The following is a 26,529-nucleotide window of genomic DNA, read 5'->3' as shown; positions in this document are numbered from 1 at the left end:
AATATTCCCCCCTAAACATTTAAAAATCTCTTCATAGATATTAAACTTCCAAGTGCTCCAATCCCTGCGCCTATTGATATAAATATAATAGTTATATCTTCAAATATAGCAACTGGTGGAACTAATATTATCGAAATCATTGAATAGAGTTTTTCATTTACTGCTTGAAAAAAGTAATCATATCCAAAATATACAACTAGTATAGATATCACAGCACCAATAATACCAAAAAATACTCCTTCTAAAATAAATGGCCCTCTTATGTAACCATTTGTTGCCCCTACATATTTCATAATACCAATTTCTTTTTTTCTTGAACTTACTGTCAACTTTATAGTATTAGATATAATAAATATTGAAACAAAGATCAAGGCAGCTATTATAGTCATCCCACCTATTCTGATATAATTTGCAAATATCATAAGCTTGTCTATTATATCCTTGTGATATTTAACCTTTTCTATACCTTCTATAGGCTTAGTAGATTCTACTACTTCATCTGCATATTCCACATCTTTTAATTTTATTATATAAGAGTTAGGTAGTGGATTATTATCCAAGCCTTCTAATCCTTCTAAAATATAAGCTTCCTCTCCCCAATCTTCTTTCATCATCTCTAAAGCTTCATCTTTACTTTTAAAATTCATAGATACTACACCATCTTTACTTCTTATAACCTCTTCTAACTCTGCCATCTGATCATTACTTATATCGTCTTCTAAAAATATTTCTATTTCATCAAACTTAGTTTTAGTCTCCACTACTAAAGAATTTATACTTAGTATCAAAATCAATACCATTCCAAGTATCATCAAAACTGCTGATATTGAAGAAATTGATGCAATTCCCATACCCTTATTTCGCAATATGCCTTGCCAACCCTGTTTAAAAATATTTCTAATTAGTCTAATTTTCAAGGCCATAACCACCTTTCTCTTCGTCTCTTACTATATTTCCGTCTTCTATGGCTATGACTCTCTTTTTCATAGTATCAACTATGTCCTTGGCATGTGTTGCCATAAGTATTGTTGTACCTCGAGAGTTTATGTTTAATAATACTTTCATAATTTCATTTGCTGTATCAGGGTCTAAGTTACCAGTAGGCTCATCAGCTATTAGTATAGGAGGATTGTTTACTATAGCCCTTGCTATAGCTACTCTTTGATGTTCTCCTCCAGATAATTGATCTGGAAAGCAATTTGCTTTTTTACTCAAATTTACCATACCAAGTATCATTGGGACCCTTCTTCTAATTTCTTTAGGATGTGCTCCTATTATTTCCATAGCAAATGCAACATTTTCATATACAGTCTTTTTATGTAGTAATCGAAAATCTTGAAATACTACTCCTATATTTCTTCTGATATATGGAATTCTCCTATTCTTTACATCTGTTATGTCTTCCCCATTTAAATATATAGAGCCTTGAGTAGGTCCAACTTCTTTTAATAACAATTTTATCAAAGTAGATTTTCCAGCTCCACTTGAACCTACTAGAAATACAAATTCACCTTTCTTAATTTCTAAATTTATATTTGATAAGGCTCGTACACCATTCTGGTATTCTTTGCTTATATTTGTCAACTTTATCAAATGATTCACCTCATATGTTTAAAAAAACCTTTATTAGTTAATATCTATAACAATACATGATTTATATCCTAATCTATATTATAATATAGATTAGGATATAAATAAACTGTTTGAGGTGATTTCTTTGGATAAAAATTTAATTAGAGAAGAATTAATGGATATAAGATCCAATTTAGGGAAAGATAAACACAGGGAAAAAAGTGAGCAGATTATAAAAAAATTAATGGAGTCTGAATTTTATAAAAAGGCGAATAATATAATGGTATTCATTAGTTTTGAAAGTGAAATAGACACACATAAATTTATAAAGAAATCTATTAATGATGGTAAAAATATTTTTGTACCTATTACCATTCCTGATGGTAGAAAATTAAAGCCTTCTCACTTAAAAAGCTTTGATGAATTAGAATTAGGGGTTTATAATATTCTTACTCCTAAGAAGGAATTTATAAGATATAAAGATCCTAAAGATATAGACTTGATTATAGTTCCAGGACTTGGCTTTGATAAACAAGGATATAGAGTTGGATTTGGAGGAGGATATTATGATAGATTTTTATCTAATTTAGATGATGCTAAAAAAGTATCCATAGCTTTTGATTTTCAAATTTTAGATGAGGTGCCAAAAGAAGAATTTGATATACCTGTAGATTGTATATATACAGAAAAAAGAATAATTAATTGTAAATAATTATTTTTTTCCCTTTTTTGCCTATGAATTTTAAATTTAAGTGATATAATGTAAAAGGTATTTAATTTTGTAATTTAGGAGGAAATAATATGCATAGAACTGTAGGAACCATAGCAAGAGGAATAAGAACACCTATTGTAAAAGAAGGAGATGACCTTATACAAATAGTTGTAGACTCTGTGCTAGAGGCCTCTAAAGAAGAGAATTTCCAATTAAGAGATAAAGACGTTATTGGGATAACAGAGTCCTTAGTAGCAAGGGCCCAAGGAAATTATGCTCATATCGATGCAATTGGAAAGGATATAGCAAATAAATTTCCTGATGAAATAGGTATTGTATTTCCTATATTAAGTAGAAATAGGTTTTCTATATTGTTAAAAGGAATTGTTAAGAGTAACAGAAAAATTCACCTTTTACTTAGCTATCCTTCCGATGAAGTTGGAAACCATTTGATGAGTATAGATAAAATGGATGAATTAAATATTAATCCATATTCTGATAGCTTTGATGAAAATGAATATAGAAAGATGTTTGGAGAAAAAGTAGTCCATCCTTTCACTGGTATTGATTATGTAGATTTATATAAGGAAATAGGTAATGGAAATATAAAAATATACTTTTCAAATGATCCTAAAGACATATTAAAATATACTAAAGATGTATTAGTAGCAAATATCCATGAAAGACATAGAACAAAGAGAATCTTAAAAAATGCAGGTGCTAATATAGTATTTGGATTAGATGATATATTATCTTCCTCTGTAGATGGCAGTGGATATAATGAAGACTATGGTTTACTTGGTTCTAATTTAGCTTCCGAGAATGAAGTTAAGCTATTCCCAAGAAATAACAAGTACTATGTAGAAGAAATCCAAAAATTAATAATCGAAAAAACAGGAAAAAATATAGAAGTTATGATTTATGGTGATGGGGCTTTTAAAGACCCTATAGGTAAGATTTGGGAATTAGCTGATCCAGAAGTATCACCAGGGTATACAGATGGTCTAAAAGGTACACCTAATGAGCTTAAATTGAAATATATAGTAGATACAGAGTTTAGTGAATTAGATAAAGAGGAGATAATGTCTGCAGTTAAAAAGAAAATCTATACCAAAGATACAGATCTTTTAGCAAATGTAGAATCCCTAGGAACTACTCCAAGACAAATTACAGATTTAATAGGTAGTCTATGTGACCTAGTCAGTGGTAGTGGTGATAAAGGTACTCCAGTTGTCCTGGTACAAGGTTATTTTGATAACTATGCAAGTGAATAGAAATAAAAAAATGAAGTCCAATTGATGTTACCCCCCAAATCCGGACACGGATTTAGGGGGTTTTATCATGTCTAAATATTCATTTAAGTTTAAGTTAGAAGTAGTGAAAGATTATTTAAGTGGAGAAACAGGTGGTTATGAATCTATAGCAAAAAAATACGCTATAACAAATTTTAGTCGAGTTAGGGATTGGGTTAAAAATTATGAAAGCTACGGAGAAGAAGGACTAAAAATAAAATCTACAAAAACTTTTTACTCTGGAGAATTTAAGCTACGTGTATTACAATATAGGCAATACCATAATTGCTCTTACAGAGAAGCTGCTAATCACTTTGGTATTAGCAATCAGGGTACGATTGCTAATTGGCAAAGGCAATACTTAGATGAAGGCTTCGAAGGGCTTAATAAGTCGATTGGGAGGCCTAGTACTATGTCTGAAAACAAGAAGAAAAAAGATGCTTTAAATCTCACCAAAAGCGATAAAGAAGAATTAATTAAATTAAGAGAAGAAAATGAATTTCTGAGAGCGAGCTTAGCATACGAAAAAAAGCTAAAAGCCTTAGTCCAAAAAAGAGAGCAAAAAACAAGGAAAAAACGAAAGTAATAATGGAATTAAGGCAGAAATTCCCTTCAATCAAATTGAGAATCTGGCTTAAGATAGCTAACTTGCCCAAAAGTTCATTCTATGAATGGGTAGAAAAACTAGAAACAGTTAACAAAGAAGAGTTAAAATTGATAAATATTATTAGAAATATATTTGAAGAATCAAATGAAACTTATGGATACAGAAGAATTACCATTGCTCTAAAACAAAAGGACTTAAAGATAAACCATAAAAGAGTATATAGAATCATGAAAGAGAATGATATGAAGTGCATAAAATTTTCCAGAAGATCTAGAGGTTATAGTTCTTTTAAAGGTGAAGTTGGAAAGATAGCAGAGAATAAATTAAATAGGCAATTCCAAGTAACAGTTCCTAATAAAGTATGGGTTACAGATGTAACTGAATTCAAAATCCAAGGCAGTAATCAAAAACTGTATCTATCACCTATTATGGATCTTTTTAACAACGAAATAATTTCATTTAATCTATCTACAGCTCCTACAGTAAAATTTACAACGGATGCCTTAGATAATGCTCTTAAAAAGCTTCCTAAGAAGCATCAATTAACAATTCACTCTGACCAAGGCTTTCATTATCAGCATGCTCAATGGGTGAAAAGATTAAAAAAGAGAAATATTGAACAAAGTATGTCTAGAAGAGGAAATTGTATAGATAACTCTCCAATGGAAAATTTCTTTGGGATATTGAAGCAAGAAATGTACTATGGAGAAAAATTTACATCCATTAAGAAGTTAGAGAAAAAGATTACAGAATATATTAACTGGTATAATAACAAAAGAATAAAGAAGAAATTAAACGGCCTGTCACCTATTGAGTATAGGCAACAAGCCGCATAATTAAATATTATCCGAAAGTCCGGATTAAAGGGTTCACATCAAATTGGACTTCATTTTTTATTACCATCCTTTTACAACTTCCAAAGCCTTATCTGATATCTCACCATTTACATATTCTTTTATAGTATCCTCAATGATATCTAAAGCTGTTTCCACTTCTTCTTTTGTTATTACTAATGGAGGTTGAACTCTTAATACATTCTCCGCTAAAAATATTAACAGTACACCCTTTTCCCAAAGCCTATGGCAAATTTTAATAGCTGCTAATTTATCTTTTTCCAATGTAGTTCTATCTTTTACTAATTCTACTCCTATCGATAAACCTTCTCCACGTATATCTCCAATTACCAAATATTTTTTTTGCATATTATAAAATCTATTAGTAATTATCTTTCCAATTTCCACAGCATTTTCTAGTAGATTTTCATCTTTTATTATATCTATAGTAGATATAGCTGCAGCAGCACATGTTGCATTACCTTGTATCGTAAATAAATGAGCTGGCATCTCTAGTGAATCAACTATTTCTCTTCTTACAACTAAGCCACTTATAGGTAGTCCTGAACCCATAGCTTTTCCCATAGCTATAATATCTGGCTCTATTCCAAAGTGTTCTATGGAAAACCATTTACCAGTTCTTCCAAATCCTTGTTGTACTTCATCTACTACAAATAATATTCCCTTTTCTTTACAAAATTTATAGAGTTTGTCCATATAGTCTTGAGGTGGCTTTACAAATCCCAAATCTCCAGCTATAGGTTCTATTATTATACAAGCTACTTCTTCGCTAGGAATATAAGTTTCAAAGGCATTTAAGAAAAACTTAAAACATTCTCTATGACAAGTCTCAACTTTTTCATTAAATTCACATCTAAAACAATTTGGATAGGGAAGATGAAATACTTCAGGAAGCAATGGTCCTATTTTTCTCTTCATATTTAAACTAATGGCACTTACTGATATCGCTCCATAGGTAGAGCCATGATAAGAACCTGTAAAGGAAACAACTTTAGGTCTGCCAGTAAAAGACCTTGCCATCTTTATACCTCCATCTATTGCATCTGAACCTGAAAATCCAAAGGCTACCTTTTTCTCAAAATCCCCTGGAGTTATTTCGATTAATTTTTTTGCTAAATCTACTTGAGGCTTTGAATACATATAATCATTTGAAAAATGTATATATTGATGTATTTGATTTTCTATAGCTTTTATAATTTTAGGATGACTGTGCCCTGTATTTAATACAGCAGAACTACTAAATAAATCTATATATTCATTTCCGTCCATATCCTCTACTATAGAACCTTTACCTTTTTTCATTACAAATGGAAAGTAAGAAGCTCTAGAAGATATGGATATAGTCTTTTCATCTTCTTTTACTATTGCTTCACTCTTAATATATTTATCCTTCAAATCTAATCCCCCTTGAATTGATTTGTTTCATATAAATATTTCTATAAGCTATTATTTTCTTCAAGCCATTTTAAAGCATAGTATACATAGTAAGCTGTTCCTCTATAAAACATAGATTCATCAAATTTTGTATTTGGATTATGATGGATGTATTTATAACCATCCTTAGAATTTCCCATGGATAACATTGACATAAAGGAGGGAACTTTTTCACTTAAAAAAGCAAAATCCTCCGATCCATTTAACATACCACCATCCATAACTAAGCTTAGAGGTTTTACATTTTCTTTGCCTAGCAATTCTTCAGCGTATTTAATTCCTAATTCTCTCATTTCTTCATCATTAACTACAGATGGGCATTCTAGAGTGTATTCTACAGTAGCTTCTCCCCTAAATGTCTTTGCTACTCCTTGGCTCACTTCTATTAGTCTTTGTTTTAAAAATTCTCTTGTATCTTTATCTATTGTTCGAATACATCCTACTAATTTTGCTGTATCTGGTACAACATTTGAAGCCTCGCCACCAGCCATTTTTCCTACTACACAAAGTGCTTTTTCACCTGGTTTAATTTCTCTACTTATTAATTCTTGTAAAGCTATATGTGTATGAGCAGCAATATTTAAGGGATCGACTGATTCTTGTGGCATTGCTCCATGCCCACCTTTTCCTTGAATATTAATATGAAATTCATCTGGTGCCATTGATGCTGCACCTGACTTTGGGATTAATATAGTCCCTGGCTCTATCTCTAAGCCAGTAAATACATGAATCATCATAGCTGCATCCACCTTAGGATCTTCTAAAACTCCCGCTTGAATCATTTGCTTTGCTCCTGTTAGAGTTTCTTCTCCTGGTTGAAACATCAACTTTATATTTCCATGAATCTCAGCTTCCATTTCTTTTAATATCTTTGCTGCTCCTAAAAGAGAACTAGTATGAATATCATGACCACAAGCATGCATTGCCTTGTTTTTAGATTTAAACTCTATATCTACTACTTCTTCTATGGGAAGAGCATCCATATCTGCCCTCAATAAAATTGTTTTTCCCTTATTTGGATTTCCAATGTTTACTACTACTCCATCTCCTAACTCCTTTGGCTCTAAACCCATTTGTTTTAATTTATCCATTACAAATTTTCTAGTTTTTGGCAAATTTACATGAACTTCTGGAATTTGATGAAGATATCTTCTATTTTCAACTATTGTACTTTGCACTATCTCTGCCTTATTTAAAATATTTTTTGGATCAATTTTCACTAATATCATCCTTTCACTTGAAAATATTTTTCATACAAAGACTAAACTACAATAAATTTACTAAGAATCCTGCTAAGAATACAGATCCAAATGTAACTGTTGTAAATCCTTCAATAATTATTTTAAGTTAAATTTAAGTTTAATGTTTTTATAATCATCAATATATCTGCAAATTTATATAATCTTATTTTAAAATAAGATACAAACTCACTTAATCCTATTCTATAAATTTTATAATTCTTCAAAAATTCTTCCTTATTTTAATTCAAATACTGTATCATAAATAACTTATAGTATCGAATAGCTACTTTTACTATTTATTGTACACTCTAAAGCATCTTAAATATAAATATACCTTAGATATTGAGTCATTTATGGAAATTAATGCCATCCAATTGCTATTGCAATTGCCATTAATATACATTGTGTTAAGAATAAAGCTCCAAACACTGGAATGAACCATTTCCACCATTTTTCCACTTTTACACCTGCTATACCAGAAATAATAGGTGCAAATGCTGTAGGCCAAAGTATATTAGATAATCCATCACCAAATTGAAATGCAAGAACTGCAATCTGTCTTGGTAGACTAAGCAAATCTGCTAAAGGAGCCATAATTGGCATACTTGTAACCGCTTGTCCTGAACCAGATGGAATTAAAAAATTTAATAAAAGTTGGACTAATAACATAGCTTCCCCTGCCAACCAGCGTGGTAAAGTAGATAATGGAATAGACATTCCATAAACAACAGTATCAATTATCTTTCCACTAGTTAAGACAACTAAAATACCGCGTGCTAATCCTATCATAATACATGCCATTGCAATATCTGAAAAACTTTTCGCCATCTTCTCTGCAATAACATTAGGACTCCAACCCATAAAAACAGCACTTATAATCCCCATCATTAAAAACACAGCACAAAGTTCTTCAAAGTACCATCCCTGGGTTTTAGTTCCATATACAATAACTCCTATACCTATAGCTAGTGTGAATAAAACTAATTTTTCACGTATACCAAATGGATAATCTTCCACATTTTCTTTGTTCATGGATATATGACTAAAATCATCGCCATAAACCAAGCTAGATGTTGGATCATCTTGAACTTTAAGTGCATATCTAATAGTAAAAAATGAAGCAACAGCAATCATAACTAAATGAGAAAAAATACGGAATCCAATACCAGAAAGCTGTGGAACTTCAGCAATACTTTGTGCCATCCCAACAGTAAATGGATTCATAACAGCACCAGAGTATCCAAGCCCTGCCCCTAGTGCAACAATGGCTAGTCCAACAATTGCATCGTATCCCATAGCTATTGAAATTCCTACAAATATAGGTATAAATGGAAACATCTCCTCAAATACTCCAATGGTAGAAGATGCTATCCCAATTATAGTTATAAATATAGGAATAATAACTACTCTAGTCTTTCCCTTTAATATTTTTAATAAAAATGCTACAAGCCCATTAAAAGCCCCACTAGAAATTATTAACCCAATAGATGCATAAGAAATAAATACAAAAAATGATACTGAAGCTGAGTCTACTAATCCTACATATATTGATCTTATCATTTCAAATGGTCCAACTGGACTTGATTCTACTAAATGATAAGTCCCTGGAACTGCAACCATTCGCCCTGTTTCATTTGCTACACGCTCAAATTCTCCTGCTGGTAATATCCATGATGCAATTGCAGCAATACAAATTATCAATACTAATAGCACATAAATATGTGGCATCTTTATTCTTTTTTTCTTTGCTTGAACTGTTTTATCACTCATATATATTCTCCTTCCAATTTTTTACTAACAAAAAACATAAAAAAATTATCAAGTGACATTTAAGTTATAGACAATAAATTTTAATAAAATATAAATTTGCAAATATTGTTATACCTTACATCTTTTGTTTAATATCTCGCTGTTCAATAAAAGAATCATATACTGATTTTCTGTATATATCATCATTAAGTACCTTTAGTGATAACTGCACAATTGCATTTGCACCACAAGCTATTGCTTCATGTGCTTCTGGTTTGATAGTTGCATCTGCCAAATCTTTAGTATGCAATGAAAATTTATCCTCTGTTATAGGAAATAATGGTTGGATGGAAGGACAACGATAACTAACATTACCCATATCTGATGATCCATTTGGTTGTAAAACTGGAGTAACCTTTTTATCTAGACCTTTAAGAATTTTAGTAATTTCATTCTCAAGTGATTCAACACGTACCATATCTGCAAAATCATCAAATCCATATTTTTTTGTAGCTTTGCAATCTAAAGCAAGTGCAGCTCCATTCATGCATTTAATTATCATATCATCTACTTTTTCCAACTTTGACATTGAATCAGTTCGAAACTCCAACCTTATTTTACTATAGTCTGGAATAATATTTGGAGCACGACCCCCATCTAAAATTACTCCATTAACATGAATATCCGATGTAAAACATTCACGTCGAGCATCAATTAAATCTAAAAATTTTCGTGCGCATGCAAGAGCACTCTTTCCTTTCCATGGCGCAGCAACTGCATGTGCTGTGTGTCCAAAAAACTCTATAATATAACATCTTAGACTAAGCACATCCATATTTGGTATACTATTTTTACCACTCCAACTATGCATCATAATAGCAAGGGACATTTTATCAAATACTCCCTCATTAGCCATTCCTATTTTCGCTCCTTCTTCTTCTTCACCAGGAGTTCCTATTACACATATCTTTCCTTTAAATTGATCCTTAAGTTCTACCAATGCCAGTGCTGATAACAACGACATTGAACCATGTACATTGTGTCCACATCCATGACCAATATCTGGTAGAGCATCATATTCCACAAGTATTGCGATAGATGGACCATCTCCATTGTCAAGAATACCTCGAAATGCAGTATCATAGCCTAGATAGGGGTATTCCACTTGGTAGCCACCCTCTCGCAATATATCAACAATTTTTCCACTCGACTTATACTCTTTATTAGAGAGCTCAGGATGAGCAGCTAAGTCATCACTTAATTCAACCGCCTTTGAATAATGCATTTCTACTGCCTGTTTGATAAGTTCTTCAATATTATTTCCCATTATATCAATCCTCTCTTAACTCTTTTTCATTACCTACTGTCTCTGATAAAGAGTGAAAATAAAAGCCTAATTATGATTTTACAACCGGCTTCCAAGCAATATCATTAAGAATTTTTGTGTAGTACTCATTCTGCGAAGTTTGCCAAATATATTTTTATCTCTCTACTACTAATTCTCCATGTTTTATTACCTTTTCTACCAGATTTACTCCTAATTTATATGCTACATCTCTATAATCATCCGTATCCCAAATTTGAATATCTGCATATTTTCCTACTTCTAATGTTCCATATTTATCTTCTGAGTCAAGTCCACAAGCCCCTCCATAAGTTGTCGCTCTTATTGCTTCCTCTGGAGTCATAGCATGGTTTTTACACCCCATAGCTATGCTAAGTTGCATAGACTCCATCCAGTTGCCAGGATTTAAATTTGTTGCAATTGCAAGGGTCATACCTGCGTCTAACATAGGTCTAGGATTAAATGGTTTTGGATGACTCACAGAAAAATCAGTACCTGGTATTACTACTCCAACTACATTTTTCTCTGCCATTTTCTTCATAGAACTTTCTGTAGTGAAATTCAGGTGATCTGCTGATGTCATCCCAATCTCTGCTGCTAAATCTGAGCCACCTATATCAGAATAACAATCTGTATGGATTTTTGACTTCATTCCATATTTTCTAGCTGCTTCTAATATAATTTTAGATTCTTCTGCAGTGTAAAATCCATCATCACACCATACATCACAATACTGTGCTAGGTCTTTTTCTTGAACTATTGGCATTACTTCTTCTATGATAAATTTAATGTATTTTTCTTTCCCCATATCCTTGTCCCAAAAATGTGCTCCTAAATATGTTGCAAATAAAGTTATAGGGACCTTGTTTTTCAATTCTTTTATTACTTCTAATTGTTTTATTTCTGTGTCTTTATCTATACCGTATCCACTCTTTATCTCCATAGTAGTAGTACCACCTTCTAACATCTTATTGACTTTTACTATGGATTCTTCTAAAAGAGTGTCAAAACTTGCATTTCTAGTAGATTGAATTGAACTATCTAGTCCTATAACAGGTACTTTTTTCTTAATCTCATTTACATCAGTCGTAGTAAGTTTTGCCACATATTCATCTATTCTAGATTCTCCAAAGACTAGATGTGTATGACAATCTACAAAGCCTGGAAGTACAACCTTGCCCCTTCCATCTATAATTTTCGCATTATTATTATCTATTTGTTCTTGATATTTATCTTTTGAGCCTATAAAAATTATCTTTTCATCCTTAATACCTATGAACATATCTTTTTCTAATCCTATTAAATCCTTACTATCTTTTTTACAGGTCAAAAGCTGTGAGCAATTTTCTATTATTAAATCTGCTTTTAATTTTGGCATATTAATCATCCTTCCTACTTATTCCCATTATTAAATATAATCAGATGGAAAAAATCCATCTGATATATTGTTTTTTTATTAACCTAGTATCATAGCTCCTACTACCCCTGCTATCATTAAAGGTATATTGTAAGTAACAAATTGTGGTACACAAGTATCCCAGATATGATCATGTTGTCCATCTGCATTAAGTCCAGATGTCGGTCCTAATGTAGTATCTGAAGCAGGAGAACCTGCATCTCCACATACAGCCGCTACAGATATTAAAAGAATTATTGACTGTGCTGAAAATCCTAATTTTAAAGCTAATGGTACATAGATAGCTGCTACTACTGGAACTGTACCAAAAGAAGTCCCTATACCTAGAGTAATTAATAGCCCCAATACTACCATAACTGTTGCTCCAACTAATTTGCTGCTTCCAAGAGCTGCTACAGCTGAGTCTACTAATTGTGGAACTCCTCCCGTTGCATTAATTACACTTGCATATCCTGCAGCAACTAACATTACAAATGCAATAAGTCCCATCATCCTAATTCCGCCGTTTAACATTTCTTCTATTTCATTCCACTTTATAGATCTAGACACTATCATGATTATTAATCCTGTTAATGCACCTAATGGTAATGAACCAGTTAATAATTGAACTACTAAAGCTGCTACACCTGCAACAACTGAGAATATATGAGCTGATTCTAATTTCACATCTTCATAACTAATCAATTCTCCATCACTAGAAACAGCTCCGCCGATCTCTCCACTTTCAGCCATTTCATATTCTCTTGGTTTACTATAACGGATAAGAGCTAGTACAAAACCTATAAGCATAGCTAAACCGCCTATCCAGTTAGTCTTCCATATCATACTTAAGTCTACTTCTAATCCAGCTGCTGCCATAGAGTCTCTAACAAGTCCATGGAATATTGCCCCATATGCTATTGGAATAGTAAGATAAGGTGCCTTAAGACCAAATCCAAAGGTTACTGCAAGCATTCTTCTATCCATTTTCATCTTATTCATAGCAGATAATAAAGGTGGAATTAAAATAGGTATAAAAGCTATATGGACAGGAATTACTGTTCCTGAAGCTATAGAAACTAAAAGAACTAATATCACCAACACAAATTTATTTCCTTTAGTTATATTTCCGATTTTTACTGATAATACCCTAGCAGCACCTGTCATTTCCATTGCAGCTGCTAGTGAACCTAAAAGCACATAGCTAAGAGCTGTATTTGCATTACCAGCCATCCCTCCGATTAACACTTCCATTGTCCCGCCAAAACCCATTCCACTCATAAGTCCACCAACAATAGCCGCAATAAGTAACGATAGTAGTACATGAAGTTTCAATAAAGATAATACGGACATTACAAGAACTGATATTAATACTGGATTTGTTAACATGACATCTCTCCTTTTTTATAACCATCCTTTTATACTTTTCTTATGTTGAAAATATTTGATATGTTATAAATTATCTGAAAAATCATAGCGAAAATAGACCTATAAAAAGATGATTGTATTAGTTTTATTTTAAAAAATTATTGAGAAGCCTTCGCCTCTCAATAATTATAAAAATCTATTTAGGGCTTAATTGAACATATAATATAATATTATACAATATTATTTTAATTTTCCTATCTTAGATTCTACTGTATTTAATAATTCTCCTGTTGCTATAATTTCTTTAGACTTGTCCATATCATGATAGAATACTCTATCTTCTTCCATGAATGTAACTTTATTTCTTAAAACATCATAAGCTATTTGTGAACCTTGTCCTAAAGTTCCTTTTTCCCTAAGGTCTATAGCTTGAGATGCACTCATAAGCTCTATACCTAATACGCTTTGTGCATGTTCTATAATTTGTCTAGCTTTCCTTGCAGCTATAGTTCCCATAGATACATGGTCCTCTTGATTTGCTGAAGTAGGTATAGAGTCAACACTTGCAGGATGTGCAAGAACTTTGTTTTCACTAACTACTGCAGCTGCTGCATACTGAGGAATCATAAATCCACAGTTTAATCCACCTTTTTTAACTAAGAATGCTGGAAGTCCATTGCTTAGAGCTGGATTTACTAATCTCTCTATTCTTCTTTCAGACACATTTGCAAATTCTGAAATTGCTATGCCTAGTGTATCCATTGCAATTGCCACTGGTTGTCCATGGAAATTTCCACCTGAATATACTGCTGGATTATCTCCGTCTGGGAATATAAGTGGATTATCTGTAACTGAGTTTATTTCTGTTTCAATTACACCTCTTACATAGTCTATAGCCATTCTACTAGCACCATGAATTTGAGGTATACATCTTATACCATATGCATCTTGAAGTCTCTTTTCTCCTTGTTTTGTTGTAAAGCTACTTCCTTCAACTACTTTCAAAAGATTTTTTGCAGTATCTAATTGACCACTATGAGGTCTTGCAAGATGAATTCTTTCATCATATGCATCTGTTATTCCCTCTAGTGCTTCAACTGTAAGACCTGCTACTATATCTGCTGATTTCATAATAACATCTGCATCATGAACAGCAAGGACTCCTACACCCATCATTGCTTGAGTTCCATTTATTAAAGCAAGACCTTCTTTTGCCCTTAAAGTTATAGGCTCGATACCTGCTTTTTCCATAGCCTCTTTACCACTCATTACTGTTCCTTTGTATTCTGCTTCTCCTTCACCCATCATTACAAGTACCATATGAGCTAGTGGACATAAGTCTCCACTAGAACCTACTGATCCTTTTTCTCTTACTATTGGATGTACACCCTTATTTAACATATCAAGTAAAACTTGAACTGTTTCAACAAATACTCCTGAATTTCCTTTAGAAATAGCGTTTGCACGAAGTATCATCATAACCCTTACTATTTCTGTATCAAATGGTTTTCCTATTCCTGCTGCATCTGCATAAATAAGATTTCTTTGAAGTATGTCTAATTCTTCTTCACTTATGGCTACATTACTGAACTTACCAAATCCAGTATTTATACCATAGATAACTTTTCCTTCTTTTAAAACTTTTTCAACATATGTTCTAGCTTTCACTATTTGTTCTTTTGCCTTTTCATCTAATGCTACTTTGGTATGGTTTCTAGCTACATTAACAACATCTTCTATAGTTAAATCGTGTCCGTTTATATAAATTGTATCTGTCAAAATTTTCCCCTCCTAATTGTATTCTAGAAATAAATTTGCTCCATTGAGAAATCATCACTTAATTTTATATAAAACTGTAAAATCTCTTCTAAAGCCATTAAAGGTACTGGCCCTACTAATTCTGTATCTACTATATTTATATTGTATCTTCCTAGCTCTGACTTTATAGTTTCATATACTCTATGAATTGGAGTTTCTTTATAATGTACAAGGTTCATTGAGATTTGAACTTGTTTCTTATCAGGAATATCAAGGGCTATTGCTCTTACATTTTTATAGCCACCTTTTGCTCCTCTTATTGCCTTTACAACCTTTTTAGCTGAAGCTAAATCTTGTGTATCTAAATTTATATTAAAAGCCACTAAAGAAAATCTTGATCCTGTAACTGTAGCTCCACTCTTTGGATTAAACTCTTTAGGACCTTCATCAGGAATCCAATTTGGATCTTTCATTTTTTCTTCTAGACCCTCATATTGACCCTTTCTAATCTTTACTAAGGATTTTCTGTCTTCTTTTGTAGCCGCATCTTCATAGTAATATACTGGAACTCCTAAATCTCCTAGGAACTTTCCAAATCTCTTTGATATTTCTACTGCTTCTTCAGATGTTACATCCTTAACAGGAATAAAAGGAACAACATCTACAGCTCCCATTCTAGGATGGCTTCCTTTGTGTTTAGTCATATCTATTAATTCTATTGCTTTTTTTACAAGTCTCTTAGTGCCTTCAAGTACTGCTTCTGGTTCTCCATTATAGGTAAAAACTGTCCTATTATGATCTTTATCTGAATTTAAATCTATAAGTCTTATATCTTCCTTCTCTAAAAGTGCTTCCTTTACTTCATTAACTACGTCTAAATTTGTACCTTCACTTATATTTACTTCTGCCAATAATGACTTCATCAGTTTTACACCTCTATTTATTTTTTGTTTTCATCTATATAATCTTCTAGACTTCTCTTGGTACTCTTATCTTTTATAAGAGATAGATTTGCTTCTATATTTAAGATACATCCTTGCATACCTAAATGAGCTAAATTCTTTCCTATTATAAAGTCTGATGCAGCGTTTTCATTGTAATTACCTTCTAGTATATTTGCTATTGTGAAAACCCTATTACACTTATCTGCATTTGATTTAGGAACTAAAGCAGCCTCTATACCTGCATCACTTATAGCTTTTTTTCTCTTTTCTTTTTCTTCATCTGTAGACTTTGGAAGTTTGAAAGCATTTTTTATTAATAAATATGCTTCTGTATCCTTTTCAGCACCTTTTAATAGCTCTGCTGCTAATTTATCTAGTTCATCTGCAAGTTCTAAGTAAACTCTATCAGTTAGAGCATATCCTTTTCCTGTAGATAATCTAGATACCATACCTATAAGTCCAGCTGCCATAGCTCCTGAAATAGCCCCTGCTGAACCCCCACCTACAGTTACATCATTGCTATCAAGTATTTTATCCATCACATCTATATAGCTCATTTGAATCCTCCTTTATTCACCTCAAGGGAATCCCCTTAAATGGTGATTCCCTCGAGAATTTTTTATTTATCTTATCTTACATACATTCCCTCTGGACCAAATGTTACTTTGTCAGCTGGTTCCCACCATAGTGGTACTTTTATACCTTCATCTGTTAATTTTCCTTTTCCGTTTGCTACATCTCTTGCTATTTCATATCCTGCTTGAGCGTGTCTTATTACTCCTATTCCTGAGTCTACTGTTAGAGCTTTATCAAGTCTAAATGCTCCTTCATCTGTACCATCTGCTATCATAGTAACTCCTGTATGAACCGCTTCACCCATTGAGTAGTTAGCTTGAATAGCTATTAAGTCACACATTGCAGCACAGTTTAATAGACCATTTAACATTGGCCAGTCTGAGATTAAATCTCCGCCGTCTTTCATTTTTTCTGATTCAAATGTTGGGTTTACTATTGAACCTGAGTCAAGATTATCTCTTGAGAATGCAACTGGTCCTTTAAGCTCACCTTTTCTGATTAATTCGTTTACTGCTAGACCAAATCTTCTTCTTTGTCCAAAGCCCATGTAACAAATTCTTGCTGGTAGACCTTCTATTGGAAGATTTGCTCTTGCTAATTTAATCCATCTTTCTACTAGTGGATCTCCTTTACAAATTTCTAATGCAAGATCATCTGTTTTCTTAAGATCTTCTGGATCTCCAGATATACAAGTCCATCTGAAAGGTCCTCTACCTTCACAGAATAATGGTCTTATATATTCTGCTACGAATCCTGGTATTGTCATTGCTTCTTCTTCTGACATTCCTGCGTCTCTACACTCTTTTCTTATACTTGTACCATATTCAAATACTTCTACACCTTTTGCATAGAACTTATTCATTACTCTTAATTGTCTCTTCATTGTTTCCCTAGCATCTTTTAGATAAGCTTCTCTGTCTCTTCCTCTGTATTCATCTGCTTCTTCTCCAGTGTATCCTGATGGTATATAGGATATTGGGTCATGACATGGACACATTTCAGTTATTATGTCTGGCATAAATCCTTTTGCTAGAGCTTCTTCGTATACATCTGCAGCATTTCCTACTAGACCTATACCTAATACTTCTCCTTTAGCTATTGAGTCTTCTGCTAGTTTTCTTGCTTCATCAAATGTATGAACTATTACATCCATGTAGTCTTTTTCTACACGTCTTTGTAATACCCTTTCATCTGCATCTACTACGATTGCAACTCCACCATGCATCTTCATAGCCCAAGTTTGGTTTCCACCCATTCCTCCTGCTCCTGCAGTTAGAAGGATTCTTCCTGTTAAATCATTGTTGTATCTTTTAATTGCTATTGCTGATAAAGTTTCAAATGTACCTTGGATTACACCTTGTGTTCCTATGTACTCCCAAGGAGCTGCTGTATATTGTGCAAATATTGTTAAGTTTTTATCTTGTAAATCATAGAATGTTTCCCAATCAGCTTTCATAATATTTGTAGTTGCCATAACTACTGATGGTGCTCTTTCGTGAGTTTTAAATACTGCTACTGGCATACCAGATTGTACTACTAAAGTTTCATCATTTTCTAATTCTTTTAATGATTTAACTATTGCATGATATGATTCCCAGTTTCTAGCACATTTACCATTACCACCATAAATTACTAACAACTCTGGAATTTCTGCATTCTCCATATTATTTTCAAGCATTCTTAAAATTGTTTCTTGTCTCCAACCTTTACATCTTAATTTGTCGCCTCTTTGAGCTTTAACTTCATATAAAACTTCTGCTTTGCCCATTTTACTGCCCCTTTCTTTTATATAAATTTTTTTATTTTTCTTCTTACGCCAATATATATTGCAAGTAATATGCCAAGTTTCAAAATTTAAAAAAGTCCTATAATTGCAAGTTTCCACATTTTATAATTCTTTTTTCAGATTTGTTCCTGTATAAAATTTATACATAAACCTCGCTACCCTGCTAAAGCGAATGGTGTATAAATTTTATACGATGTATAGATTTTATACACATTTTATTTTTCTATATTGATTTTTTTGTTTTTTAATATCAAACTTTGTAAAATAATTTTTTAATTTATCTTTTTTTGTCAATCGAGTAGGAGGAAAATAATTATTTTATTTTCCGTCCTCTCACACCACCGTACGTACCGTTCGGTATACGGCGGTTCATTAAGACAGTCTAGCTTTTTCATACTGTGAAGATAAACTTTTAAAACCATGACTAATCAGTCTTTGATTAGTTATGGTTTTACTTAGTATTGGACTAATTGATGTTCTCCAGTAACTTTTCCTTGTATTTGCATACTCCCAAGCCTTGTATTTAGGTACTCCTAGTTTCATTAGATTCTTAAATCTTGTTCTACCTAGTTTCCATGTTTTCCATACACAAGCTCTAAGTCGCCTTCGTACCCATTTGTCTAGTTCTGTTAGTTTAGTCTTCATATCTGCCAGTTTAAAGTAATTTACCCAACCTACAATTATTTCATTTAGTTTCTTAATTCTATAATCAAAATTCATGTTTATATTTCTATTAGTAATCTTTCTAATCTTTTCTTTAAGTCTTTCATAACTCTTGTTATGGGTTCTAAATCTAATTTTACCTTTTGAGTAGTAGAAACTGTATCCTAGAAATTTTCTTTTAGTTAGTGGAGATACTGCTGATTTCTCAGTATTTACTTTTAGTTTTAGTTTTCTTCCTAGAAATTTAGTGATGCTCTTAAGGACTCTTTCTCCTGCTCTTGTGCTTTTAACATAGATATTACAATCATCAGCGTAACGGCAGAATTTATGTCCTCTTATTTCTAATTCTTTATCTAATTCATCAAGTAATATATTGCTGAGTAATGGGCTTAAAGGACCACCTTGGGGTGCTCCTTGTTCTGATTTGACTGCTATACCATTTAACATTATCCCTGAGTTTAAATACTTCCTTATTAATTTTAATACTCTTTTGTCTTGTATCTTTCTTGATACTAAGTTCATTAATATGTCATGGTTTACATTGTCAAAGAACTTTTCTAAGTCCATATCTACAACTTGTTTGTATCCTTCATTTATATATGTTTGAGCTTGTTTTAGAGCCATGTGTGCACTTCTTCCTGGTCTAAATCCATAGCTATTATTTGAAAATGCTCTATCGAATATCGGATTAATCACTTGGTTTATTGCTTGCTGGATTAATCTATCTACTACTGTTGGTATTCCAAGGAGTCTTATGCCTCCATTGGGTTTGGGTATTTCTACTCTTTTTACTGGTTGTACTTTGTATTTTCCATCTAACAGATTTGCTTTCAAAGTTTCGTAGTTTTCTTTCAGGTAGGTTAGAAGTTCATCTACTCTCATTCCATCTATTCCACTACTTCCTTTGTTAGCTAGTACTCTTTTGTATGCTTCAAAGATATTTCTCTTATCTACAATCTTTTCGAGTAGATTTTCAGTATTAAATCCCGACTTGGTTTTCAGATTTGACTTCGCCGACAAATCACTATACGCTCCCTGTTTACCTTGAGTTTCCATCTCTACTTCCACAGTCCAGCCCAAATCTTTGGTTTTCTGTATTCTTTTCATGTTTGTTGAGATTGCCAAACTTACTCACCTCCCTAATGTTCAGTCCTTCCAAGATTATCATGATTAATCTTGTACTATGACTTCTGCTGACTTCTGATAATTCAGTTACATATCACTATGTAGTTTGTCATGTAGACCGTAGTCTTTTATGACTTATCTATCAGACCTCCCCAGGTAAGAATACAAACTTTCTCTCCATATATCTGCTACATTTACTTCCCCTGTTTCGGATAGTTTAGGACTTTGGTTTGTATTGCAACCTCATCCACAAGGTCAAGCCTCAAATGTAGTTCGTGTACCTCAGACCGGAGTTTTGCCGCCGACTTCCTTCAGATTCCACCTCACAGTGGACACCCTTGTCTTAAGCTAACGGTTGGCACTATCAACCCCCGTATCGGACTTTCACCGACTAGTTTGCGTCCATGCTGGGCGCACAATAAAAGCTATAAAAATAAATATTTTTATAGCTTTTACATCTTTCTTAAAAATCCTATATTACTTTCTTAGTTTTTTATGACAATTTTTAAACCCATAAATAGTTCTATAATCATAAGGTTTAAATTATATATTAAAAATACTTTTTTCTATTATCTCAAAAGCAAGATCTTTATCCACCATACTTAAAAGCCCCATAGCTGATATAATATAGTTTTTATCAAGATATAAGTTTGGATTTTCCGGGCTTAATTTACGTGGATCTTCCGACTTATAATTTTTTAATACACTTTTATAATTTTCACTATTTACTAAAATTCCTCCAGTTCCAATTAGGGTTTTTATGTATCTTAAATCTTTCCCATCTTGAACTAATACATCTTTGCCTCCTCTGTATGAATCTCTAAAAATGCCAGAATGTCTATCAATTGACATATTAACACAAATATTGGCGATAATATTATCCAAATTTTTCTCCTTTTCATTATCTGAGATATATTCTGGATTATCATGCCTATATTTACATCTATAGGCAATATCATCTATCTTATTATCATATTTTAAAAAGCATTCTTCTCCTACATTCTCAAAAAGACTTTCAGCAGAATACCTCATGCCTAAATCTCCTTCTACGGTTCGTTTTACATAGGGTTCTTCCATTCCTTCTACAAAAATCCCTTGCGACTTAACAGGCTCTGATACTGTGTGAATATCTGTAGTAGCTCCACCTATATCTACTATCATTAAATCTCCATAGCCCTTATGTGTATCAGTTCCTTCAGATATAAGTTTTGCCGCATTAGTTACAGCCATAGGTGTGGGCATAAGAATATTCTTAGTTATACTCTCTACATCTTCCATACCCTTAGCAACTACTATCTGCCTCATAAATATCTGACGAATAGTTTCACGTACAGGATCTGGGTTTATAGAACTAACATTAGGCATCACATTTTCTGTTATATAGTATTCCTTTTTCCCATTTTCTAAATTTCTCGCCACATCTTCATTAGCATAAGAATTTCCTGCTACAACTATTGGAATGTTTTTTTCCATCTTTCCAATCATCTGTGAATTATGAATAATATATTTTTTATTACCCCCTTCCTCTCCACCTGTAAGAAGGATTATATCAGGGTCTAAACTTTTAATTTCTTCAATATCTTCCTCTTTTAAAAAGTAATTAAATGTATCTAAAACTCTTGCTCCTGCCCCTAAAGCAGATTTCTTTCCAGCTTCTACAGTAAAAGCTGGAGTAAGACCTATTACTACCATTTTTAGGCCTCCTCCAGCTGATGAACAAGCGTATTTTTCTATTATGTTTATATCTTCCCTGCAATTATTAATAAGTTTATTGTAGGCTTCTTCATAACCATCTAATATGCTTGTATCTATAGTTGTATTAGCGCTAGATTTAGCCAATATCTTGGCATTTTCTATATCTACTAATGTGAGTTTGGTATAAGTGCTACCAAAGTCTATCAATAAATAGCAATCCATTATACTTTCACCTCTATTCACCTCGAGGGAATCCCCTTAAATGGTGATTCCCTCGAGAATTTTTTATTTATCTTATCTTACATACATTCCCTCTGGACCAAATGTTACTTTGTCAGCTGGTTCCCACCATAGTGGTACTTTTATACCTTCATCTGTTAATTTTCCTTTTCCATTTGCTACATCTCTTGCTATTTCATATCCTGCTTGAGCGTGTCTTATTACTCCTATTCCTGAGTCTACTGTTAGAGCTTTATCAAGTCTAAATGCTCCTTCATCTGTACCATCTGCTATCATAGTAACTCCTGTATGAACTGCTTCACCCATTGAGTAGTTAGCTTGAATAGCTATTAAGTCACACATTGCAGCACAGTTTAATAGACCATTTAACATTGGCCAGTCTGAGATTAAATCTCCGCCATCTTTCATTTTTTCTGATTCAAATGTTGGGTTTACTATTGAACCTGAGTCAAGATTATCTCTTGAGAATGCAACTGGTCCTTTAAGCTCACCTTTTCTGATTAATTCGTTTACTGCTAGACCAAATCTTCTTCTTTGTCCAAAGCCCATGTAACAAATTCTTGCTGGTAGACCTTCTATTGGAAGATTTGCTCTTGCTAATTTAATCCATCTTTCTACTAGTGGATCTCCTTTACAAATTTCTAATGCAAGATCATCTGTTTTCTTAAGATCTTCTGGATCTCCAGATATACAAGTCCATCTGAAAGGTCCTCTACCTTCACAGAATAATGGTCTTATATATTCTGCTACGAATCCTGGTATTGTCATTGCTTCTTCTTCTGACATTCCTGCGTCTCTACACTCTTTTCTTATACTTGTACCATATTCAAATACTTCTACACCTTTTGCATAGAACTTATTCATTACTCTTAATTGTCTCTTCATTGTTTCCCTAGCATCTTTTAGATAAGCTTCTCTGTCTCTTCCTCTGTATTCATCTGCTTCTTCTCCAGTGTATCCTGATGGTATATAGGATATTGGGTCATGACATGGACACATTTCAGTTATTATGTCTGGCATAAATCCTTTTGCTAGAGCTTCTTCGTATACATCTGCAGCATTTCCTACTAGACCTATACCTAATACTTCTCCTTTAGCTATTGAGTCTTCTGCTAGTTTTCTTGCTTCATCAAATGTATGAACTATTACATCCATGTAGTCTTTTTCTACACGTCTTTGTAATACCCTTTCATCTGCATCTACTACGATTGCAACTCCACCATGCATCTTCATAGCCCAAGTTTGGTTTCCACCCATTCCTCCTGCTCCTGCAGTTAGAAGGATTCTTCCTGTTAAATCATTGTTGTATCTTTTAATTGCTATTGCTGATAAAGTTTCAAATGTACCTTGGATTACACCTTGTGTTCCTATGTACTCCCAAGGAGCTGCTGTATATTGTGCAAATATTGTTAAGTTTTTATCTTGTAAATCATAGAATGTTTCCCAATCAGCTTTCATAATATTTGTAGTTGCCATAACTACTGATGGTGCTCTTTCGTGAGTTTTAAATACTGCTACTGGCATACCAGATTGTACTACTAAAGTTTCATCATTTTCTAATTCTTTTAATGATTTAACTATTGCATGATATGATTCCCAGTTTCTGGCACATTTACCATTACCACCATAAATTACTAACAACTCTGGAATTTCTGCATTCTCCATATTATTTTCAAGCATTCTTAAAATTGTTTCTTGTCTCCAACCTTTACATCTTAATTTGTCGCCTCTTTGAGCTTTAACTTCATATAAAACTTCTGCTTTGCCCATTTTACTGCCCCTTTCTTTTATATAAATTTTTTTATTTTTCTCTTACGCTAATATATATTGCAAATACCGTGCCAAGTTTCGAAGTTTTCAAAAAGTTCCATAATTGCAAGTTTCCGCATTTTATAATTCTTTATTCAGATTTATCTATGTATAAAATTTATACATAAACCTCTATGCCTTGGTAAAGCGAAGGGTGTATAAAATTTATACATCGTATAAATTTTATACACCCTTTATTTTTCTATATTCAATTTTTTGATTCTATATATCAAACTTTGTCGAATAATCCCTAAATCTCTGGCACTTTGAGATATATTCCAATCATTTTTTTCTAAAGTCTCTAAAATAATATCTTTTTCAATATTATTTAAAGTAGTAGTAAGGGATTCTATATCTCCAATTGATGGAACTTTAGCATACCTCATCTTCTTTTTTATATAGCTTGGTATATGTTCTATACTTAAATATTCATCTTCTTCATTTGCTCTTACCATTAAGTTTTCAATAAAATGATGTATTTCTCTTACATTTCCTGGCCATGAATGAGTTAACATCATTTTTTTCAAGGAAGCTGACAATCCAATTATATTTCTATTCATAGATTGATTGAATCCTCTCATGAAATAATCTGAAAGATCAAATATATCTTTCCTTCTTTCAATCACAGGAGGTATAAAAAGTTGAAAGCCTCCTATTCTATAAAATAAATCTCCCCTAAGTTTTCCATTCTCGATTAAGTCTATGGGCTTTTCATTCATGGCTGAAATAATTCTACAATTGACAGGATATGTGACTTTTCCACCTACAGGTCTAACCATTTTTTCCTGAATTACTCTCAAGAGTTTAGTCTGCATATTCATTGGCATTGAATTAAGCTCATCTAAAAACAAAGTGCCACTTCCAGCTTCCTTAAATAATCCATCGCTTTCAACAGCTCCAGTAAATGCACCTGTGACAGTTCCAAATAATATACTTTCAAGTAAGTTTTCAGGTATAGCGGAACAATTTAACCCTATAAAAGGCTCATCTCTTCTTTTGCTGTGATTATGTATACTTTGAGCAAACATTTCCTTTCCTGTACCTGTTTGCCCAACTATTAACACATTATTATCTAGCCAAGCTATGGACTCTGCCTCATTTATAACTTTTTTCATTTGATCGCTAGAGCCTATAATGTCTGCAAATGTGAATCTAGTTCCATTTGATTTATAAGTTAATTCTTTATTTCCCTTTTCCTCTTTCAGTGTCTGCCTTTTTAATTCTATAGTTTCTGCTAAAAGATTGTGGAGTTTGGTTTCATTTTTACTTATGGTGTAAACACCTATTTTATTATCTTCCTTATGGAATGGATATGTACTATATCGCACATATCTAGGTACTCCATTTTTATATGCATGGGCCTTATATTGGTTTATAATAGGTTCTCCGTTATAATATACCTGTCTATGTTCAGATTTTTCTTCTCCAATATATCCATAGGCATCCCAAAGATATCCTCCCACTACATCTTTAGATCTCTTATCTTCTAATTTCTCCATGGCATTATTGTAAATTATTATTTTACCTTCAGAGTCACTTGCCACTATTCCATCACTTATTTTTTCTATAATTTCTTCTAAAAATTCTATTTTTAAATCTTTATTTTCCAAAGTGCTAATATCTTTATAGTATATTAAATAATATTCTTCATCTTCAAAGGACACCTTTTTAAATTTCCCCATATAGTTTATGCCATGTATTTTAACCTTTTCTTGACCTGATTTTTTAATCATTTTAATATCTAAATCAAAAAATTTTTCTTTATAAAATTTTTCTTTTAGTTTAGGACTTTCCCACAAAATATTATCTTCCTTATCAACTATAATACTTAGAGGAGTAAATTCGATTATAAACTGTTTAAATTCTTCTATGTTCATCTAATCACCTTTTATCTTTTGAAGTTTATTTATGATTGTATATAAATTTAATCTATATAGTCTATCTCTAAATGTACTTCTTCAGGCATATCTTTTAAATTTGTCTTTACTATAATCACTGGATAGTCATATTCTTGAGGTAGTGCTTCTTGAGGCTTTGGATCTATAAATTGGGAATAAACTATTAAACTAAATTTATCCTCTTCATAATCTTCTCTTACTATCTTATCTATATCTACAAAAAATCCCTTTGATTTTTTCTCTCCTCTTGTAACTATAACATAAACATCATCTCTATACTTACAAGTAAGAGCCCTTTCTTCCATAACATACTCAGGAAGCATCTCCATTATTTTTTCTGGGATATCTTCTTCATCTACTTGTTTAAATTTAACAATATTTTCTCCATTCCCCATAAACTTAGGTACTATAAAGATTCCCAGAATAATTACAATAATCAGTCCTAATATTCCATATTTTTTCATT

22 protein-coding genes are annotated in these 26,529 nt (G+C 32.4%); 4 read left to right on the top strand and 18 right to left on the bottom strand.

Going from position 1 to position 26,529, the window contains the following annotated elements; translation table 11 throughout:
• Nucleotides 1–11: 11 nt before the first annotated feature.
• Both ftsX and ftsE read right to left on the bottom strand, forming a co-directional pair.
• On the bottom strand, nt 12–923 hold the full coding sequence (gene ftsX, locus AC4PG3_RS05555) for a permease-like cell division protein FtsX (protein WP_492198066.1): 912 nt from the start codon (nt 921–923) through the stop codon (nt 12–14).
• Complete coding sequence (gene ftsE, locus AC4PG3_RS05550; protein ID WP_492198065.1) at nt 907–1,593, bottom strand: cell division ATP-binding protein FtsE; 687 nt, start codon at nt 1,591–1,593, stop codon at nt 907–909. Before ftsE ends, ftsX begins: the two co-directional genes overlap by 17 nt.
• Before the next feature lie 124 nt (nt 1,594–1,717).
• Here ftsE and AC4PG3_RS05545 point away from each other — a divergent pair, with 124 nt between their 5' ends.
• The 4 genes from AC4PG3_RS05545 to AC4PG3_RS05530 all read left to right on the top strand — a co-directional run bounded on the left by AC4PG3_RS05545 (nt 1,718) and on the right by AC4PG3_RS05530 (nt 5,019).
• Nucleotides 1,718–2,284 carry a 5-formyltetrahydrofolate cyclo-ligase gene (locus AC4PG3_RS05545; RefSeq protein WP_492198064.1) on the top strand — a complete coding sequence of 189 codons (567 nt, stop codon included), beginning with the start codon at nt 1,718–1,720 and terminating at the stop codon, nt 2,282–2,284.
• Between the two features lie 89 nt (nt 2,285–2,373).
• Nucleotides 2,374–3,558, top strand: coding sequence for a coenzyme F420-0:L-glutamate ligase (locus tag AC4PG3_RS05540; RefSeq protein ID WP_492198063.1), 1,185 nt, complete (start codon nt 2,374–2,376; stop codon nt 3,556–3,558).
• 67 nt (nt 3,559–3,625) lie between these two features.
• Nucleotides 3,626–4,162, top strand: coding sequence for a helix-turn-helix domain-containing protein (locus tag AC4PG3_RS05535; protein ID WP_492196023.1), 537 nt, complete (start codon nt 3,626–3,628; stop codon nt 4,160–4,162).
• A complete protein-coding gene (locus AC4PG3_RS05530) occupies nt 4,075–5,019 on the top strand; it encodes an IS3 family transposase (protein ID WP_492198188.1) in 945 nt (314 codons plus the stop codon). The genes AC4PG3_RS05535 and AC4PG3_RS05530 overlap by 88 nt, the downstream gene beginning before the upstream one ends.
• 60 nt (nt 5,020–5,079) lie before the next feature.
• Here AC4PG3_RS05530 and AC4PG3_RS05525 read toward each other — a convergent pair whose 3' ends face one another.
• From AC4PG3_RS05525 to AC4PG3_RS05450, 16 genes are all read right to left on the bottom strand, one after another.
• A complete protein-coding gene (locus tag AC4PG3_RS05525) occupies nt 5,080–6,432 on the bottom strand; it encodes an aspartate aminotransferase family protein (RefSeq protein WP_492198062.1) in 1,353 nt (450 codons plus the stop codon).
• Nucleotides 6,433–6,473: 41 nt separating this feature from the next.
• Nucleotides 6,474–7,691 carry a M20 metallopeptidase family protein gene (locus AC4PG3_RS05520; protein ID WP_492198061.1) on the bottom strand — a complete coding sequence of 406 codons (1,218 nt, stop codon included), beginning with the start codon at nt 7,689–7,691 and terminating at the stop codon, nt 6,474–6,476.
• A gap of 122 nt (nt 7,692–7,813) precedes the next feature.
• The gene (locus AC4PG3_RS05515) at nt 7,814–7,936 is read right to left on the bottom strand and encodes a hypothetical protein (protein ID WP_492198060.1); all 123 of its coding nucleotides are present in this window, start codon (nt 7,934–7,936) and stop codon (nt 7,814–7,816) included.
• 136 nt (nt 7,937–8,072) lie between these two features.
• Nucleotides 8,073–9,482: a YfcC family protein gene (locus AC4PG3_RS05510; RefSeq protein ID WP_492198059.1), complete on the bottom strand. Its 1,410-nt coding sequence runs from the start codon at nt 9,480–9,482 to the stop codon at nt 8,073–8,075.
• Between the two features lie 115 nt (nt 9,483–9,597).
• Nucleotides 9,598–10,746: an amidohydrolase gene (locus AC4PG3_RS05505; protein WP_492198199.1), complete on the bottom strand. Its 1,149-nt coding sequence runs from the start codon at nt 10,744–10,746 to the stop codon at nt 9,598–9,600.
• Nucleotides 10,747–10,942: 196 nt separating this feature from the next.
• Nucleotides 10,943–12,184 carry an imidazolonepropionase gene (gene hutI / locus AC4PG3_RS05500; protein ID WP_492198058.1) on the bottom strand — a complete coding sequence of 414 codons (1,242 nt, stop codon included), beginning with the start codon at nt 12,182–12,184 and terminating at the stop codon, nt 10,943–10,945.
• A 78-nt stretch (nt 12,185–12,262) separates the two neighbouring features.
• Nucleotides 12,263–13,591: a Na+/H+ antiporter NhaC family protein gene (locus AC4PG3_RS05495; RefSeq protein WP_492198057.1), complete on the bottom strand. Its 1,329-nt coding sequence runs from the start codon at nt 13,589–13,591 to the stop codon at nt 12,263–12,265.
• 219 nt (nt 13,592–13,810) lie between these two features.
• Nucleotides 13,811–15,349 carry a histidine ammonia-lyase gene (gene hutH, locus AC4PG3_RS05490; RefSeq protein WP_492198056.1) on the bottom strand — a complete coding sequence of 513 codons (1,539 nt, stop codon included), beginning with the start codon at nt 15,347–15,349 and terminating at the stop codon, nt 13,811–13,813.
• 23 nt (nt 15,350–15,372) lie between these two features.
• Nucleotides 15,373–16,251: a glutamate formimidoyltransferase gene (gene ftcD, locus AC4PG3_RS05485; protein ID WP_492198055.1), complete on the bottom strand. Its 879-nt coding sequence runs from the start codon at nt 16,249–16,251 to the stop codon at nt 15,373–15,375.
• Nucleotides 16,252–16,268: 17 nt separating this feature from the next.
• Complete coding sequence (locus AC4PG3_RS05480) at nt 16,269–16,829, bottom strand: cyclodeaminase/cyclohydrolase family protein (RefSeq protein WP_492198054.1); 561 nt, start codon at nt 16,827–16,829, stop codon at nt 16,269–16,271.
• A gap of 71 nt (nt 16,830–16,900) precedes the next feature.
• The gene (locus tag AC4PG3_RS05475) at nt 16,901–18,616 is read right to left on the bottom strand and encodes an N-tau-methylurocanate hydratase (RefSeq protein WP_492198052.1); all 1,716 of its coding nucleotides are present in this window, start codon (nt 18,614–18,616) and stop codon (nt 16,901–16,903) included.
• A gap of 390 nt (nt 18,617–19,006) precedes the next feature.
• A complete protein-coding gene (ltrA, locus tag AC4PG3_RS05470) occupies nt 19,007–20,422 on the bottom strand; it encodes a group II intron reverse transcriptase/maturase (protein WP_492197765.1) in 1,416 nt (471 codons plus the stop codon).
• A gap of 543 nt (nt 20,423–20,965) precedes the next feature.
• Nucleotides 20,966–22,339, bottom strand: a complete 1,374-nt coding sequence (gene glmL / locus AC4PG3_RS05465; protein ID WP_492198053.1) for a methylaspartate mutase accessory protein GlmL — start codon at nt 22,337–22,339, stop codon at nt 20,966–20,968.
• Between the two features lie 72 nt (nt 22,340–22,411).
• Complete coding sequence (locus tag AC4PG3_RS05460; RefSeq protein ID WP_492198052.1) at nt 22,412–24,127, bottom strand: N-tau-methylurocanate hydratase; 1,716 nt, start codon at nt 24,125–24,127, stop codon at nt 22,412–22,414.
• A 233-nt stretch (nt 24,128–24,360) separates the two neighbouring features.
• Nucleotides 24,361–26,043, bottom strand: a complete 1,683-nt coding sequence (locus AC4PG3_RS05455) for a sigma-54 interaction domain-containing protein (protein ID WP_492198051.1) — start codon at nt 26,041–26,043, stop codon at nt 24,361–24,363.
• 47 nt (nt 26,044–26,090) lie between these two features.
• A complete protein-coding gene (locus AC4PG3_RS05450) occupies nt 26,091–26,528 on the bottom strand; it encodes a protease complex subunit PrcB family protein (RefSeq protein WP_492198050.1) in 438 nt (145 codons plus the stop codon).
• Nucleotide 26,529 lies beyond the last annotated feature (1 nt).

This window comes from Tissierella sp. QWL-11, assembly GCF_058683765.1.
Note: the sequence above shows the minus strand (reverse complement) of the source record. Positions and strands in the feature narration are given on the sequence as shown.

Coding starts and splice junctions, on each gene's coding strand:
- AC4PG3_RS05505 (WP_492198199.1), bottom strand. CDS start 10,746: ATGCATTATTCAAAGGCGGTTGAATTAAGTGATGACTTAGCTGCTCAT.
- AC4PG3_RS05455 (WP_492198051.1), bottom strand. CDS start 26,043: ATGAACATAGAAGAATTTAAACAGTTTATAATCGAATTTACTCCTCTA.
- ftcD (WP_492198055.1), bottom strand. CDS start 16,251: ATGAAGTCATTATTGGCAGAAGTAAATATAAGTGAAGGTACAAATTTA.
- AC4PG3_RS05475 (WP_492198052.1), bottom strand. CDS start 18,616: ATGGGCAAAGCAGAAGTTTTATATGAAGTTAAAGCTCAAAGAGGCGAC.
- AC4PG3_RS05510 (WP_492198059.1), bottom strand. CDS start 9,482: ATGAGTGATAAAACAGTTCAAGCAAAGAAAAAAAGAATAAAGATGCCA.
- AC4PG3_RS05540 (WP_492198063.1), top strand. CDS start 2,374: ATGCATAGAACTGTAGGAACCATAGCAAGAGGAATAAGAACACCTATT.
- AC4PG3_RS05495 (WP_492198057.1), bottom strand. CDS start 13,591: ATGTTAACAAATCCAGTATTAATATCAGTTCTTGTAATGTCCGTATTA.
- AC4PG3_RS05450 (WP_492198050.1), bottom strand. CDS start 26,528: ATGAAAAAATATGGAATATTAGGACTGATTATTGTAATTATTCTGGGA.
- AC4PG3_RS05460 (WP_492198052.1), bottom strand. CDS start 24,127: ATGGGCAAAGCAGAAGTTTTATATGAAGTTAAAGCTCAAAGAGGCGAC.
- hutI (WP_492198058.1), bottom strand. CDS start 12,184: ATGCCAAAATTAAAAGCAGATTTAATAATAGAAAATTGCTCACAGCTT.
- AC4PG3_RS05535 (WP_492196023.1), top strand. CDS start 3,626: ATGTCTAAATATTCATTTAAGTTTAAGTTAGAAGTAGTGAAAGATTAT.
- glmL (WP_492198053.1), bottom strand. CDS start 22,339: ATGGATTGCTATTTATTGATAGACTTTGGTAGCACTTATACCAAACTC.
- ftsX (WP_492198066.1), bottom strand. CDS start 923: ATGGCCTTGAAAATTAGACTAATTAGAAATATTTTTAAACAGGGTTGG.
- AC4PG3_RS05480 (WP_492198054.1), bottom strand. CDS start 16,829: ATGAGCTATATAGATGTGATGGATAAAATACTTGATAGCAATGATGTA.